We start from the raw sequence: 14,957 nt of genomic DNA, 5'->3' as shown, positions 1-14,957 counted from the left end.
GGATCGTCCGAGACCGTCACCCGGGAGAAGCTCACCGCGGGTGTGCGGAAAGCCTAACTTCCTGCGGGCATTCCCGCGGGGCGCATCGGCGGCCGCCACTCGGCACGATCGGAGAAGACACCCGTGACGGGACCGTATTGACTGGGCGCAGGGCGGAGGAGATGGACTGATGCGCGAATGCGGGGCCGGCGGCATCGAATTCCCGCGAGGCCCTTGGGTCTTTTCCACGAGACCCCGCGGCCGCCGTTCGCCGAGGCCGCGCCCATGCCGTTCGCGGCCGTCCGAGGCCGCCCCCGCCATTCGCGGCCGTTCGCGGCCATTCACGCGTTCGCCCAGGGCACCTTCCACCACCGGCCAAAACCCGTTCAGGGAATCGGACATCATGACCACTGACACGAACCCGTCCCGCCCGCGCGCCATCCTGTTCATGGGCGACATGGTGATCGTCGCCCGGCAGCTCCGGCTCATCACCGAGGCCCACCGGCGGGGGTACGCCCCGCTGCTGGTCGTCACCCCCGACACCGACCCCGGCGAGCTCGCGGCCTGCCGGGCCGACGACGCCCACCCCCTGTCGCTGCTGGCGGACGTCGTCAACGTCGCCGAGCCGAAGGTCGACCTGGTGGTGCCCGCCATCCAGCCGCTCCTGCGCCGCTACGACGTGCGCGGCGTGCTGTGCATCGGGGATCTGTTCGTGGAGCCCGTGGGCATGGTCGCCGCATGCCTCAACCTGCCGGGCGCCGGCGCGGGCGCCAGCCGCACCAGCCGCAACAAGCTCCTGCAGCGCACCACCGTGCCGCACCTGTCGCCGGACTTCCGCGTGGTCACCCCCGAGGAGCGCGCCGGATTCCCCGCCGACGGGCTCTCGTTCCCCGTCGTGGTCAAGCCGGTCGGGCGCTTCTCCAGCCTCGGGGTGCGCCAGGTGAGGAACCCCGAGGACCTCCCGGCGATCCTCGCGACCTACCCCGAGGACGAGACCGTGCTCGTCGAGAGCCGCGTGGTCGGGCCGGAGTTCTCCGTCGAGGCCCTGACGCAGAACGGCGAGATCATCTGGGCGGGCGTGACCGCCAAGGCCACCAACGAGTCCACCGGGATCTTCTTCACCGAGATGGGCCACACCTCGCCCGCCCGGCTGCCCGAGCAGCACGTCCGGGCCCTGCTCGACGCGAACGCCGAGGTGCTGCGCCGCATCGGCTTCGGCGACGGCATCACCCACGCGGAGTTCCGGCTCTCCGAGGGACGCGCCGTGCTGATGGAGGTGGCCACGCGCCTGCCGGGCGACGGCATCACCTTTCTCTGGCACCTCGCCACGGGTGAGCCGCTGGAGCCCGTCATGATCGACCTCGCCCTCGGCGAGCCCACCTCCTACCCCGCCCCCCGGCGCCGGGCGTACCAGGTCTACCTGGAGCACCCGTACGGCGGACTGCTCGACGTGACCAGCACCGGAGCCCCGGTGTCCTGGGTGTCGGTCGACAACACCTGGCCGGTCTTCGAGCCGGTCGCCGCCGACGCGCCCCCGGCCGGCCACGCCGTCCTGGTCACCCAGCGGCCGGGAACCGTGCTCGGCCCGCAGACCGACTCTGAGGCGCGTTCGGTCTCCGTCGTCTTCGACGCCCCCCTCGACACGCCGGCGGACGGCCTGGCGGAGAGGTTCACCGCCACGGTGACGATCAGCGTGGCGGACGGGACGGCCGGCGAGGGCGCGCGGGAGCTCGCGGACGCCGGGAGCCGTTCATGAGCGACATCCCGCTGCCCGCCTTCGCCGGCGTGACGGGCGGCATGGACGCCGCCACCTGGGACGCGCTCGCCCGGGACCACTTCTACTCGTCGGCCGACTGGCTGCGCTTCTGCGCGGGCGACCGGGGCATCACCACCGGCGGGCTCCATCTGGAGGTGCCGGGCGCCGGCACGGCGGGGGTGCCGGTGACGGCGGTGCGCTCGATCGGCAACCCGTTCTACCAGTGGCACCGCATTCTCGAGGAGGCCCGGCTGCCGTCGCCCGGCCCGAGCGGGCTGCTCGTCGGCGCGCACCGGGGGTACCAGACGAACCTCCTGGCCTCGCCCGGCCTCCCCCGGGAACAGGCCGCCAAGGAGGTCCTTGCCACTCTTGAGGACCTCGCCGCAGGGCTGGCCGCCCAGGGCCTGGCCGGCGCGGACGGCGTCCCCGTCGTCGCGATGTTCCTGTCCACGCCGGACGTCGTGGCGCTGCGCGCCGCCGGCGTGCAGGCGATGCCGGTGGCGCTGCAGCCGGACGCCTGGATCCCCCTGCCCGAGGACGGCGGCTGGGACGCGTGGCTGCGCTCGCTGCCCTCCAGCAGGCGGGCCGGCATCGTCCGCCGGGACCGCAGGGTCTTCCTGGACGCCGGCTACGAGGTCGTCCACACCACGCTGGGCGAGTGCGGTCCGCAGGCGGCCCGTCTGCTGGCGTGCACCGAGCGCCGGTACGGCCACGACGCCGACGTCGCCGACCTCACGGAGTCCATCCGCATCCAGTCCGAGGCGCTCGGCGCGGCCGCCCGCGTGCTGCTGCTGCGCCGCCCGGGGGAGGAGCCCGTCGGGTACTGCCTCTACTACATCTGGGGCGACACGCTGTACCTGCGCGCCGCGGGGTTCGACTACGACCGGCTCGCCGGGGCGGCGGAGTACTTCAACCTCGTGTACTACATCCCGCTGCTCATCGCCTGCGAGAACGGTGTCCGCCGGCTGCACGCCGGCATCGAGGCGGCGGAGGCCAAGGTGCTGCGCGGCGCGGAGCTGCGCCCGCTGTGGATGCTCGACCTGTCGCGCGACAGCGTGCTCGACGGCCGCGACGACGACGTGCGGGCGTACAACGCTGCCGTCGTGGCCCGCTGGGGCGAGTCGTCCCCGGCGGTCGCCAAGGCGCTGGTGCGCGACCTGTGGGAGCCGTTCTGCTGAGACGGTGCTGACCGCGTGATCTGAGACGTCCCACGGCCCATAGCGGCCGTGGGACGTCCGCGCGCGGCGTGGCGGCAGGGCTGGCAGGAAGCTGCCGGGACGCTGCAGGTTGCTGCATTCGATTGTGCTGTTCCGAGGATCGTGGAAAACGGAGAGTTGTTCCTGTCAGAACGAACTCCGGGGCCGATGAGAACCCGCAGGGTCGGCCGCCACGATTCTCAAGGAACTCGTCATGTCGGTTTCCACGCTCCCCACGCCGGCGGGTCACGCCGGTTCCGCCGTCCGGCCACGGGAAAGCCGGGCGTCCCGGCTCTTCATCAATCGGGATTTCGCGAAATTCCTGCTCGCGCAGATCGTCGCGCAATTCGCGTCGAAAAGCCTCGCGGTCATTCTGCCGCTCGTCGCGGTCGTCACGTTCGCCGCCACCCCCACCCAGGTCGGCCTGCTGAACGCCGCCCAGTTCTTCCCCGTCTTCGTCGTCACCCTCTTCGCCGGGGCGTGGCTGGACCGCCGCCCGCGCCGTCCCGCGTTGATCGCGGCCTACGCCGGCAACGCGATCCTGGCCGCCACCCTGCCGCTGGCCGGCTCGCTCGGCGTCGTGCACGTCTCCGTGCTGTTCTTCGTGGCGTTCGGGATGGGCTCCCTGATCGCCTTCTCCGACGTCGCCTACCAGGCGTACATCCCCAAGCTCGTGCGCGGCGACCAGCTGGTCCAGGCCAACAGCCGGCTGGAGGTGGCGTTCTCGCTCGCCATGGTGGGCGCGCCCGGCCTCGGCGGCCTGCTGATCGGCGCGTTCGGAGGGTCCGCGGCCATGATGTCGGCCGTCGTCGCGTACGTGCTCGCCGCGATCGGCGTGCTGGCCATCCGCGCCCGGGAGGAGCGCCTGCCGGCCCCGGCGCGCGGCGGCGAGGGCACGCTCCGGCGGATCGCCGAGGGCATGAGGTTCACCGCCGGGATGCCGCTGCTGCGCGTGCTGACCCTCCAGGGCGCCTGGTTCAACCTCTTCGAGCAGGCGGTGCTCACCCTCTACCTGCTGTACGGCATCCGGGTGCTGGGGTTCTCCCCCCAGCTCGTCGGCCTCACGATGTCGCTCGGCGCGATCGGGGTGCTCGCGGGCTCGGGCGTGGCCCGGCTCATCGGCGACACGCTGGGCACGACCCGGGTGCTCATCCTCGGCATGGGCGTGGCGTCCCTCGCCCCCGTCGTCATCCCCCTCGCCTCCGGGTCGCAGGCCGTCCTGGTCGCCCTCACCACGCTGTCCTTCGTCGTCTACGGCGTGGGCATGACGGTGTTCAACATCTACGGCATCTCGCTGCGCCAGCGGGCCACCCCCGACGGCATGCTGGCCCGCGTCTCGGCGACGTACCGGTTCCTCGCGTTCGGCTCGATCGGCGTCGGCGGCGTCGTGGGCGGCCTGGCGGGCGACCGCCTCGGCCTGCGCCCCGCCATGTTCCTCTGCATCCTCGCGCTGGCGGCCGGATGGCTGGTCTTCGCCCGGTTCCTGCCGAGCGCCGTCACCCGGTTCGAGGAGTCCGAGCGTGCCGGGGCGGCGAGGTGAGCGGCGCCGCTCAGCTCAGCGGTGCGCGCTCGCGCTTCAGCTCGCTGAACACCGGCACCGAGGACAGCAGCCGCATGGCGTCGATGAGCCGGTCGGCCTCCTCGGCCGCGGGGACGCTCGCGACCACCGGGCCGAAGAAGCCGGGCCCGTCGTCGATCGCGGTCACCGGGCTGCCGCTCTCGGTGCCGACCCGCGACTGCCCGAGGCGGTGGCTCTCGCCGATCAGCGTGTCGAACCCGGGGTCGTCCGCGGCGAGCAGCAGGTCGGACGGCAGCCCGGCGTCGGCCAGCGCGGCGCCGATCGTGTCGGGTGTCAGGTCGTCGTCGAGGTCGTGCACGCGGTGCCCGATCGCGGTGTACAGCGCGTCGACGGCCGGCTGGCCGAACCGCTCCTCGGCGGCGGCGAGCACGCGCAGCGCGGCCAGCGACCTGCGGTGCGCCCGGTGCAGCCTCTCAGGGAGGTCCTTGCCCTCGTTGAGGAGGGCCAGGCTCATGAACCGCCAGGTCACCGGCTCGCCGCGGCGTGCGGCGACGTCCCGGACCCAGCGCGAGGTGCGCCAGGTGAAGGGGCAGACGGGGTCGAACCAGAGGGTGATGCTCACAACGTCACATCCTGTCGTCGGCGTTTCCCGGACGCCGGCGACCAACCCCCGCAGCCCGGCTCAGGCTGGCCCGGCGAGGCGTACGGGCCTCATCGTCGCACCCGGGTCCGCGCGTGTCTTATTCCAGAATGCCGCCGGGAAACCGCCTCGCGGCATCGGTCACGCGGGGACGAGTTCCGTAACCGATCCGGCCTCGTCGAGCATGCTGCGCCGTTCCAGGTCGAGGTCGGACTCGTCGCGGGTGTCCTTGAGAAGCTCGCCGCACGGCTTGTCCCAGTGGTGGATCGAGAAGTTCAGCGACGGCGTGTCCTGCCACCAGATGGTCCTCGGCGTGGAGGGAACGGCGGAGGGCGGCCCGATCACTCGTCCGATCGTCACCTCGCGGTCGCTCTGGGTGAGGCGCTCGGTCAGGCTGCCGTAGACCACGGGCCAGCGCTTCTGGAGGACCTGGAGGCCGTCGCAGCCCTCCGCGTCCCTGCCGGTGGCGCTCGTGCTGTCCACCTCCACGGGCGGCCCGAGGGGGATGCGGTCGGTCCGGGCGAAGACCAGGTCGACCGTGAGCCGGAGGAGGGCGAACGGCCGTCGCCCCCTGAGCCTGTCGCGCGGCACGAACACCACGACGGTGGCCGTGGTCTCCTCGTCCGGGATGAGCACCGCGGCGTCCGTCACCACCTGACCGAACTGGATGAGTTCGGCCTGCCCGTACCGGGCGAAGGCGTTGTACCTCGCCGCCGGGCCGTAGTTCTCGCGCAGGGCGGCCTCCAGGCGTTCGGGGGCGGAGGCCGGGTCGGAGCCCGGCGTCACGGTGGCGGGCGTGCCCGTCACCTGGTACATCGAGCCGAGAATGCGAACGGACGTCGTCGCGGTGTTCCTGAGGGTGATCCTGGCGACGACGGGAACGGCCCCACCCTTGGCCGCGCGGCCGGTCTCCAGGCTGCTCGCGATGCTGACGGTCGGGACGGCCGTGTCGGGGACGTACTGGACGGAGTACCACGACAGGGGCAGCGCGACGAGCGCGGCGACCACTGTCGCCCCCGGCCCTGCCCACACGTCCCGCAGGCTCCCCGACCGTCCGCCGGCCCCGGAGCGGGCGAGGACGAAAAGGTTGACCGACGTCACCACGCCGGCGGTCAGGGCGGCGACGACGGTCAGGGCGGCGACGGCGAGGACGCGGGTCTGGCCGGAGAAGTCCGTGGACACCTCGTAGCCCAGATACACGCACAGGAGCAGGGCCAGCCCGGCTCCCACCGCCGCGCGGCGGCGATGGTCGGTCGACGCCAGCCGCCAGGCCCGTACGAGGGAGCCCGCGGCGTACGCCCCGATCAGCGTGAGCAGCCCGCCCTGGACGCGCCCGGGCAGGGTGCTCGCCGAGACCGAGTCGACGAGGCCCGCCGAGGCGACGAGCGCGGCCCAGACGACGATCACCGACAGGCCGAGCCGGTGGACGAGCACGGACAGCCGTCCCGGTCTCCCGGGAACGGCGGGACGGCGCTCCACCGTCGGGGCGCCCGCGGACGAACCGACGGAGGCGCGCGGGACTCCCCGACGCGTACGCCTGCCGAGGGCGAACAGGAGCGCGCCGCCGACCGCGCCTCCCAGAGCCCAGACGAGGGGCCTCGAACCGCCGCTCATGACGCAAGCATGCGGTCGCCGCAGGTGGTCGCGTACCCCGGTGACGGAATCGTGATCCCCGGGCGGTGACGGGCCCGGCGGGGCCCGTCACACGCGTCAGTACCGGGGCGGGGGATAGGTGATGTGGCCGCCGTCGTCTCCGCCGGTGCCGGGTTTCCGCGGGGTCGGGCGGATGAGGCCGAGGAGGCCGTGCTTCTCGTCGTCGGTGCCGGCGGCGAACCACAGGGCGTTCGCGCCGCCGTTGGCCGCGGTGCCGGGGGCGAGCCCCCAGAGCCCGTCGATCCGGATCGGCTTCCCCTCGGGAGTCCGCAGTGGGCCGAGGAAGCGGCCGTTCCGGGTGAACGCGTTGATCGTGCCGTCGCCGAAGTTGCCGACGAGCAGGGCCCCGGCGAACGTGCCGAAGCTTGCGGGGGCGGCCGTCACGGCCCAGGGTGCGTTCAGCGGGCCACGGGCGGCGAGCCGTCCCCGGAAGGCGCCCGACGCGGTGAAGCGGCTGACGAAGCCCTTGCCGGGCCCGGCGACCTCCTCGTCGTGGTGGGCGTTCTGCCGCGCGTACGTGACGTAGACCGTGCCGCCCACGACGGCGACGTTGAACGGCGCGTAGCCGCGCGGCAGGGACGGGTCGCGGAACGCGTGGGGGAGGGAGACCCGGTGGAACCGCCCGTCGAAGACGACGATCCTGCCGTGGAAGAAGTCGGCCGCCAGCAGGAACGGTCCCCCGCGGGCCTGGAGCAGGGCGAGGCCCTTGAAGCTCGCCCTGCGCACCTTGGCGGCCACGACCGCGTGCGCCGGATCGGCCTTGAGGTTCCAGCCCTGGATCGTGCCGGACTCGGTGGCGAAGACGAAGGCGGCCGGCCCCGACCCCTTGGGGCCGTGGACGACGAAGTGCGGGCCGGAGTTGAACACCTGGCCCGTGGGGCCGCCGGGCACCGCGACGGTGAGCGGCTCCTTGACGACGGGCCCGGCCGTGCCGCCGCCGGAGTACACCGTGGCGACGCCGGCGTCGGCGTCGGAGACCCAGACACGCGGGCCCACGGCGATGCCCCAGGGGTTGACGAGCTTCTGGTCGGTGCGGGCCGCCCGGCCGGCGACGTCCGCGACCAGGTCGATCTCCTGGAAGCGGGTGGTCGTCGCGGTGGCGGCGGGGACGGAGGCGGCGTGCGCCGGCAGGGTCGTCGTGGCGCCCACGACGAGTGCGGCGGCGCACAGGGTGATCTGCCTGATCCTCATCAGGCCTCCCGGGTCGCTCGGGGGAGCTTACGAAACAGAAACGGACGCCGGGCCGGAACGGTTCAGCCGAGCCGCCGGAGCAGGTGCCCGCGGGCGGCGGCGTCGCCGGGGGCGCCCCGCTCGGCGAGCCGGTCCGCGACGTGCCTGCGGTGGGCCTCGTCCACGTTCCCGCCGTACTTGAACTTGCCGTCCACGCGCTGGACCGCCAGCCGCAGGCCGCGGATGCCGGGCAGCCGCCGATGGTGCCCGGCCGGGTCGGCGAGCCCACGGTCGAGGCGGCCGAGCTGGGCGCGCAGGATCTCCAGCTTCCCGGCGGGGTCGTCGACGATCTCGGCGCGGCAGACCGCCTGCACCGCGGCGTAGTACGTCGTGGGGATCCCGAGCCGGGGGTCCTCGCCCGTGCCCGGAAGGGCCTTCCACGCGCCGCCGCCGCCTCGTCCTCGCCGGCGGCGTCCCAGGGGTGGATCAGCATGCGTCCACCGTACGGCGCGGGGCGTCAGAGGCCGCCCTCGTACAGGATGGCCTGGGTGGCCATCTCCAGGACGAACTCCTGGATGAGCAACTGGTGCGTCTCCTTCTCGCGCACGATCGGGAAGACGGCCTCGGCCAGGTGGTTGAGGCCGAGCGCCAGCCCGAGCTGCTCAACTGTGGCGAAGGCGCCGATCGCGTCGAGGTTGACGGGCAGGAGCTGACGCAACGTGTTCCAGCCGTCCTTCGCCCCGCCCGCCCGGCCGAGCACCTCGCCCAGGGCCTGCTGGACCTTCGACAGCGCCGCCGCCCCGAGCTCCCTCGACCGTCCTGGCTCGCGCCCGATGACGCGGTAGAGGTCCTCGACCCTGCGTTCGTGCCTGCGCGCCGTCTCGGCGACGTCCGACAGGTACGCCCGGATGTGCGGCTCCTCGACGGCGTCCACGGCCGACTCGGCCAGCCGCCGGAACGTGGACTGGGTCAGGGCCACGGTGCCGAGCCAGGCGGCGACCTTGTCCAGCCGGCCCGCCCAGTACTCCTCGTCCAGCTCGACCAGGACGACGCTCTCCATGGCAGAGGTCCTCTCAGGAACGCGTCACACGCCACAGCACACCGGTGTGGCCGTACGACAGCATGTATCCGTCGGTCACCCGCACGGCCCCGAAGTCGAGGATGTACAGGTCGCGGCCGTCCGGGGCGAACTTGCAGTCCACCGGCCGCTCGATCCCGCCGCGTCCGGGGTGGAAGGAGGCCGCCCCGGGCTCCGGGTTGCGCAGGAACACCTCGGCCTCGCCGGTGGACACGTCCACGCAGGTGACGTTGAAGCCGTTGGCGAGATCCTCCGTGCGGGGGGAGTTGAGCGGGGCGAGCGTCCCCCACATGCACTGGAACAGCTGCCCCCGGTACCCGAACGCGTCCGACCTGCAGACGTCCGTCTTCGTCAGGCAGGAGTGCGGCCGGGCCAGGTACACGGGCGGGCCCGCCATCGGCGGCGGGTCCTCGATGAGCCGCTCCGCCGGGGTTCCCTTGAGCGGCCGGTGCGTCTCGTGCCACACGGGCAGCCCGTCCGCCGCGTAGTCGGGGAACCCGTACCACTCGGGCGTGGCGACCGAGCCGAACGGCTGGCGGGCCGTGCCGATCCGCCAGATCCGGTCGGGGTCGCCCGCCACCGCCCGCTCGCCCTTCTCCTCGTAGTCGTTGTCCGAGACGTACAGTTCGCCGTCCTCGCCGAAGACCATGCCGTACGGGTTGCGCAGGCCCCAGGCCAGCAGCTCCATCCCGCCGCCGTCCGGCCGCGAGCGCCACAGGCCGGAGCTGCACTTGAGCCGCCCCTTCACCACCTCGCCGCGCTCCGACGGCACGCTGAAGGGCTTGAACGCGCCCGTCCGGGTCAGGAACGGGAACGGCGCGAGGGGGTCGCGGCTCCACACGTCGTTGCCGGTCAGCGTGACGTCCTGCCCCGGGACGTCGCACGCCTTAGGATGCTTGGCCAGGTCGACCGTGAACCCCTGTGGCAGGCACACGCCGTTCTGCGAGACCGAGCCCTGGGCGAAGTACATGAGGCCGTCCGGGCCGAACAGCGGGCCGCCGGGCTCGTGCCAGCCGCCGTTCGGCAGCCCGTCGACGACGACCGTCCGCTCGCCCGTCGCCAGGTCGTACCGGTCGATGTGCGTGTGGTAGCCGCCCTTGACGCTGACGTAGATCGCGCCGTCGCGGTACGCCACGCCGCGCGGGCCGCCGAGCACCTCGACCGCGACCTCCTCAAGTCGCCCGTCGTCCGGATGGAGGCGGAGCACGCGCGCCGGGAGGTACGGCCGGGTGGGCCAGGTGCTCCCGCCTTCGAGGAGGAACAGGCTGCCGTCGTCGGCGAACCCCATGCCGGTCGGGAACGACAGGCCCACGACGACCGCCTCGACCCGGAAGCCCTCGGGGACCACCACGTCCGCGGGGTCCACCCTGGGCCTGACCTGCGTCGGCAGCCCTGCGAGGGCCTCCGCGGGCGAGCGCGTGACATGGACGGTCATGACGCCTCCCCTTTGGTGAGACGTCCCTTTTCATACCCGCTGTCGCTTTTTCCGCACCCTTACCAGGCCGGGGCGGTCCTCGGGAAGTTCGGTCAGGCGGCCGCGGCGCTGTCCACGATCTGCGCCTTGAGCGGGGCCAGGGCCGACGCGATCGCCGTGATCGTGTCGTCCGCGACGCCGCACGCGTCCAGGGCCGCCGCCAGATGGCCGACCACCAGGTCGAAGTGCGCCGCCGTGACGCCCAGGCCGGCGTGGGCCTCGCCCATCGCCTTCCCGCGGTACTCCTGCGGCCCCCCGAGCGCGGCGGCGACGAAGCTGCGCTGGTGCGCCTTGAGTCTCCGCATGTCGACGTCCGCGAAGTACTCCCGCAGCGAGGGGTCGCTCACCACGCGCGTGTAGAACTCCTCCACCGTCGCGTTCACCGCCTCGGCGCCGCCGATCCGGTCGAAGATGGACGTCATCCCGTTCCTCCCGCCTGCCGTACGACACGGTGTGCTGAACAGGAGGATCACCAGGCGCCGTTCCACCTCGATGAAGAGGCGCGAATGAGTTCGTGATCGGCGCATCACGCTGTTGACGTGCCGGAAACATCCGGCGCCGGTCACTGCGCGCGGCAGATGTTCTGCGTGGCCGTCCGCGCCGTGGGCAGCGGGGTCGGCGCGCCGGCGGCGGCGCCCGGGGTCGCGGTGGCCACCGTCACCTTCGACACGTCATGGGCGCTCTGCCCGACGACCACCTCGATGCCGGTCACGTCCGGCTGCTCCCGGAGCTTGGCGCCCGGGATGGCCGCGGCCACCGTCCGGGCCGAGTCCTCCCGGCCGGGCGGGTAGCGGATCACGGTTGTGGCGAAGTCGCGCTGCACGGTGTCGCCGGGCGCGGCCGGCACCATGAACCCGTCCGCGACGAGCGCCGCCTTGGTCCTGGCTCCCAGCCCCTTGATCAGCGTGCCGTTCAGCACCCGCAGGGAGATCCGCTGCGGCGGGATCGTCAGCGCGGTGGAGGCCGGGGACGGCGACGCGGAGGGGGCCGCCGAGGCGCCGGCGGAGGGGGACGCCGGGGCCGAGGCCTTCGGCGAGGGGGCGACGAGCGGCTGGTCGGCGCCGATCCGCTGGAACAGCGTGCGGGCCCCCGCCTTGTCCCAGAGCACGGCCGACTCGCCGGTCGGCGCCTTGTAGTTCACGTCGGCCAGCGGGACGGTCGCGAACGACACGTCGTCGGTCGAGACGTCCCTGAGCTGGCCGGCCAGGCCGAGCAGGTCCTGGGCGAGCGCGTTGTCGACCGTGAGCGTCTTCAGCGTCGAGCTGACGAACGCGCCCAGCTTGGCCGGGTTGGCCAGCGTGCCGCCGCTCAGCGCCTTGTTCAGCAGCGCGGAGATGACCTGCTGCTGGCGGTCGATGCGGTCGAGGTCGGACCGGGCGGTGGCCCGCGTGCGGGCGTAGGCGAGCGCGCGGACGCCGTCCAGGTTGTACGTCCCGGGCTGGAGGTTCAGCTTCGTCTTCGGGTCGTCGATGGCGACCGGCGTGCAGACGGTGACGCCGCCGAGCGCCTCCACCACGTCGATGAAGCCGAGCACGTTCACCTCGACGTAGTGGTTGATCGGCAGCCCGGTGAGCTGCTCGACAGTCCGTACGGCGAGCTTCGGCCCGCCGAACTGGTACGCCGAGTTGATCTTGTGTTCGCCCTTGCCGGGGATCGTCGTCCAGGTGTCCCGGGGGATGCTGACGACGGTGACCTTGCGGTGGTCGCGCGACAGGTGGATCACCATCATGGTGTCGCTGCGCTCGCCGACCTCGCGGCCGAGGTGGAGCTGGTTCTGCTGGCGCCGGGACAGGTCGTCGCGCTTGTCGACGCCGACGAGCAGGATGTTCATCGAGCCCTGCGACGTGCTCTGGCTGGTGCCGGCGTCGACCGCCTTGATCTGGCTGGCGGCGTAGTTGGGCACCATCCACAGGACGCCGGATCCGATCAGCACGACACCCGAGAGGGAGCCGGAGATGATCAGAGATCTGACGTTCGTCCGCTTTCGCCGGGCGCGCCTGGCCGCGATCCTCACTCCGCCGTAGCCGTCGCCCCCAACGCGGACGGCGGAGTCCTCGTCATGGTCCCCAGGCATTCCGTCCTCCGGTTGCCGTCTCCACCCCTCCGTACAGTAGCGTGAGCGCGCCATGAAGCCCTTTCCCGACTCGCGCCACACGCGGCCGGCGCCAACGCGCGAATGGCCGCCGGTCTCGGTGATCATGCCGGTGCTCAACGAGGAGCGGCACCTGCGCGACGCCGTGCGTCAGGTCCTCGACCAGGACTACGAGGGCCCCCTCGAACTCGTCGTCAGCGTCGGCCCGTCGCACGACCGCACGCAGGAGGTGGCCGACGCGATCGCGGCCGAGGACCCCCGCGTCACGGTCGTGGCCAACCCGACCGGCCGCACCCCCAACGGGCTGAACGCGGCCATCGCCGCCTCCCGCAACCCCATCGTGGCCCGCGTCGACGGGCACGCGATGCTGCCGGTCGACTACCTCCGCACGGCCGTCGAGACGCTGGAGGAGACCGGCGCCGACAACGTCGGCGGCATCATGGCCGCCGAGGGCGTCACCCCGTTCGAGCAGGCCGTGGCCGCGGCGATGACGTCGAAGATCGGCGTGGGCAACGCCCGGTTCCACACGGGCGGGCAGCCCGGCCCGGCCGACACCGTCTACCTCGGCGTGTTCCGCAGGTCGGCACTCGACCGGGTGGGCGGCTACGACGAGCACTTCCAGCGCGCGCAGGACTGGGAGATGAATCACCGCATCCGGGAGACCGGCGGCCTGGTGTGGTTCCAGCCGCGCATGCGGGTCTCCTACCGGCCCCGGCCCAACGTCCGGGCGCTGGCCAAGCAGTACTTCCACTACGGCCGGTGGCGGCGGGTCGTCTCCCGCACCCACCAGGGCACCATCAACCTGCGCTACCTCGCCCCGCCGACGGCCGTGGCGGCAATGGCGGCCGGCCTGGTCGTGTCGCCGTTCTTCTGGCCCGGCCTGCTGATCCCCGGCGCCTACGTCGCGGCGATCCTGGCCGGCTCGGTGCTCACCGGCCGCGGCCTGCCGCCCGCCGCGCTGGCCCGGCTGCCGCTGGTGTACGCCACGATGCACCTGTCGTGGGGCACCGGGTTCCTGACCAGCCCGCCGAAGCTGAGCAAGCAGCAGCCGGAGCCGGAACGGGCCCGGCTCCAGGACTTCTTCGAGGACTGACACCGCCACCCCGCCGACCGGCGCGGCCGGCTCAGTCGCGGCCCGGCAGGGCCAGCGACTCGGGCCGGCGGGCGGCCTCCAGGCGCTCCAGCCGGGCGGCCGACCGGATGCAGGCGCGCCTGACCTCCTCCTCGAACCGCGCCACCGGGTCGGGGTGGTCGGCGCCCAGGAGGTAGGCGCGCAGCGCCCGGCGGGCGGCGGCCATCGAATCCTCGCCGCCGGCGAGCCGCCGCAGCACGTCCGGCAGCTCGCCGAGGTCCGGGCCGAGGAGGTACGCCGCCCCGGCGGCCGGGTAGCGCTCCCGGAACTCCTCGGCCGGCAGCCCCGCCACGTTCGTCACCGCGTACGGCTTGCCGCTCGCCACGAAGTCGGAGACCACGCTGCTGATGTCGGCGACGAGCAGGTCGGCCTCGTTGAAGCAGTCGTACAGGCCGGGCTCGCCCCCCGTCACGGCCAGGTGCGGGAGGGACGAGCCCTCCGCGGCGTCCAGCAGCGCCACGATCTCCCGGTGGGCGGCGCGGGCGCGGGGCGACCGGTGCCCGGTCAGCGGATGGGGCTTGTAGACGACCCGCACCCCCCGGTCCAGCAGCGCGCGCACGAGCGCGGGGCCCATCTCCTGGATCGAGCTGTGGAACAGGTCGTCCGTCCAGCCCTCCCACGTCGGCGCGTACAGCACGGTCCGGTACGGCACGGCCCCCTCGGCGTGCGGGCTGGTCCGCAGGACGGCGGCGAGCTGGGGACGGCCCACCTCCACGACGGCGTCGTCCCGCACGCCGACGTCGGCCCGCAGGTAGCGGTCCCGGCCCGCCGGCCCGGCCACCCACACCTCGTCGTACACCTTCGTGTACGGGTTGAACGACGCCTCCTTGTCGCTGTCGCCGTGCCCGATGAACACGCTCCGCACGCCCGGCATCCGCAGCATGTGGATGTTGTTGCCGACGTTGGCGGGGAACAGCGCGACCCGGGCGGAGTCGAGGCCGCGGAAGTTCATCAGGTCGACCGACGCGGGGACGCACACCACCGGCAGCGTGGTCGGCCCCAGCGCGTTCAGCAGCGACCGCTCGCGCAGCACAACCAGCGACCGCAGCGAGAGCCGCTCCATCGTCGGCAGCCACATCGTGGCCTGGTAGACGGCGCTCGCCGGGCCGGAGAAGTAGAGCAGCACCTCCGGCCGGTACGCGCGGACCTCGTCGTCGACGGCCGCGAGCACCCTGCTCCGGTCGCGCAGGTGGGCGGCGCGCCGGGCGTGGACCAGCAGCGCGAGCACGGCCGCGCCCTCGGCCGCCAGGGCGGCCCCGGCCCCGGCG

13 protein-coding genes are annotated in these 14,957 nt (G+C 73.1%); 4 read left to right on the top strand and 9 right to left on the bottom strand.

What is annotated here, in order from left to right; all coding sequences use genetic code 11:
• Positions 1-382 precede the first annotated feature (382 nt).
• The 3 genes from MPTA5024_RS23560 (at position 383) to MPTA5024_RS23550 (ending at position 4,471) form a co-directional block, all read left to right on the top strand.
• Entirely contained in the window at positions 383-1,735 is a 1,353-nt protein-coding gene (locus MPTA5024_RS23560) for an ATP-grasp domain-containing protein (protein ID WP_051458568.1), read from the top strand.
• Positions 1,732-2,913: a peptidogalycan biosysnthesis protein gene (locus MPTA5024_RS23555; RefSeq protein WP_036328052.1), complete on the top strand. Its 1,182-nt coding sequence runs from the start codon at positions 1,732-1,734 to the stop codon at positions 2,911-2,913. The genes MPTA5024_RS23560 and MPTA5024_RS23555 overlap by 4 nt, the downstream gene beginning before the upstream one ends.
• A 232-nt stretch (positions 2,914-3,145) precedes the next feature.
• Entirely contained in the window at positions 3,146-4,471 is a 1,326-nt protein-coding gene (locus tag MPTA5024_RS23550; RefSeq protein WP_036328050.1) for an MFS transporter, read from the top strand.
• 10 nt (positions 4,472-4,481) lie between these two features.
• Here MPTA5024_RS23550 and MPTA5024_RS23545 read toward each other — a convergent pair whose 3' ends face one another.
• The 8 genes from MPTA5024_RS23545 to MPTA5024_RS23510 all read right to left on the bottom strand — a co-directional run bounded on the left by MPTA5024_RS23545 (position 4,482) and on the right by MPTA5024_RS23510 (position 12,398).
• Positions 4,482-5,072 carry a DsbA family protein gene (locus MPTA5024_RS23545; RefSeq protein WP_036328048.1) on the bottom strand — a complete coding sequence of 197 codons (591 nt, stop codon included), beginning with the start codon at positions 5,070-5,072 and terminating at the stop codon, positions 4,482-4,484.
• 159 nt (positions 5,073-5,231) lie between these two features.
• Entirely contained in the window at positions 5,232-6,704 is a 1,473-nt protein-coding gene (locus tag MPTA5024_RS23540) for a hypothetical protein (RefSeq protein ID WP_157099668.1), read from the bottom strand.
• Between the two features lie 96 nt (positions 6,705-6,800).
• Complete coding sequence (locus tag MPTA5024_RS23535) at positions 6,801-7,934, bottom strand: TIGR03118 family protein (RefSeq protein WP_051458567.1); 1,134 nt, start codon at positions 7,932-7,934, stop codon at positions 6,801-6,803.
• Between the two features lie 62 nt (positions 7,935-7,996).
• Positions 7,997-8,287 (bottom strand): hypothetical protein, encoded by a 291-nt coding sequence (locus tag MPTA5024_RS23530; RefSeq protein ID WP_198167339.1) that lies wholly within the window; start codon positions 8,285-8,287, stop codon positions 7,997-7,999.
• Positions 8,288-8,430: 143 nt separating this feature from the next.
• Complete coding sequence (locus MPTA5024_RS23525; protein WP_036328043.1) at positions 8,431-8,973, bottom strand: hypothetical protein; 543 nt, start codon at positions 8,971-8,973, stop codon at positions 8,431-8,433.
• A 13-nt stretch (positions 8,974-8,986) separates the two neighbouring features.
• Positions 8,987-10,426: a PQQ-dependent sugar dehydrogenase gene (locus MPTA5024_RS23520; protein ID WP_036328041.1), complete on the bottom strand. Its 1,440-nt coding sequence runs from the start codon at positions 10,424-10,426 to the stop codon at positions 8,987-8,989.
• A 92-nt stretch (positions 10,427-10,518) separates the two neighbouring features.
• Positions 10,519-10,887, bottom strand: a complete 369-nt coding sequence (locus MPTA5024_RS23515; protein ID WP_036328039.1) for a group I truncated hemoglobin — start codon at positions 10,885-10,887, stop codon at positions 10,519-10,521.
• A 140-nt stretch (positions 10,888-11,027) separates the two neighbouring features.
• Positions 11,028-12,398: an LCP family protein gene (locus tag MPTA5024_RS23510; protein ID WP_232326611.1), complete on the bottom strand. Its 1,371-nt coding sequence runs from the start codon at positions 12,396-12,398 to the stop codon at positions 11,028-11,030.
• A gap of 193 nt (positions 12,399-12,591) precedes the next feature.
• Here MPTA5024_RS23510 and MPTA5024_RS23505 point away from each other — a divergent pair, with 193 nt between their 5' ends.
• Positions 12,592-13,650 (top strand): glycosyltransferase family 2 protein, encoded by a 1,059-nt coding sequence (locus MPTA5024_RS23505; RefSeq protein ID WP_051458566.1) that lies wholly within the window; start codon positions 12,592-12,594, stop codon positions 13,648-13,650.
• A 31-nt stretch (positions 13,651-13,681) separates the two neighbouring features.
• On the opposite strand, the gene MPTA5024_RS23500 is transcribed toward MPTA5024_RS23505, so the two are convergent.
• Positions 13,682-14,957, bottom strand: a 1,276-nt coding sequence (locus MPTA5024_RS23500; protein ID WP_055725781.1) for a CDP-glycerol glycerophosphotransferase family protein, incomplete at its 5' end; no start/stop codon positions are given.

It is taken from the genome of Microbispora sp. ATCC PTA-5024, from assembly GCF_000511135.2.
GTDB lineage: Bacteria > Actinomycetota > Actinomycetes > Streptosporangiales > Streptosporangiaceae > Microbispora > Microbispora corallina.
The sequence above is the reverse complement of the archived record's forward strand: the minus strand, read 5'-3'. Positions and strand labels throughout refer to the sequence as shown.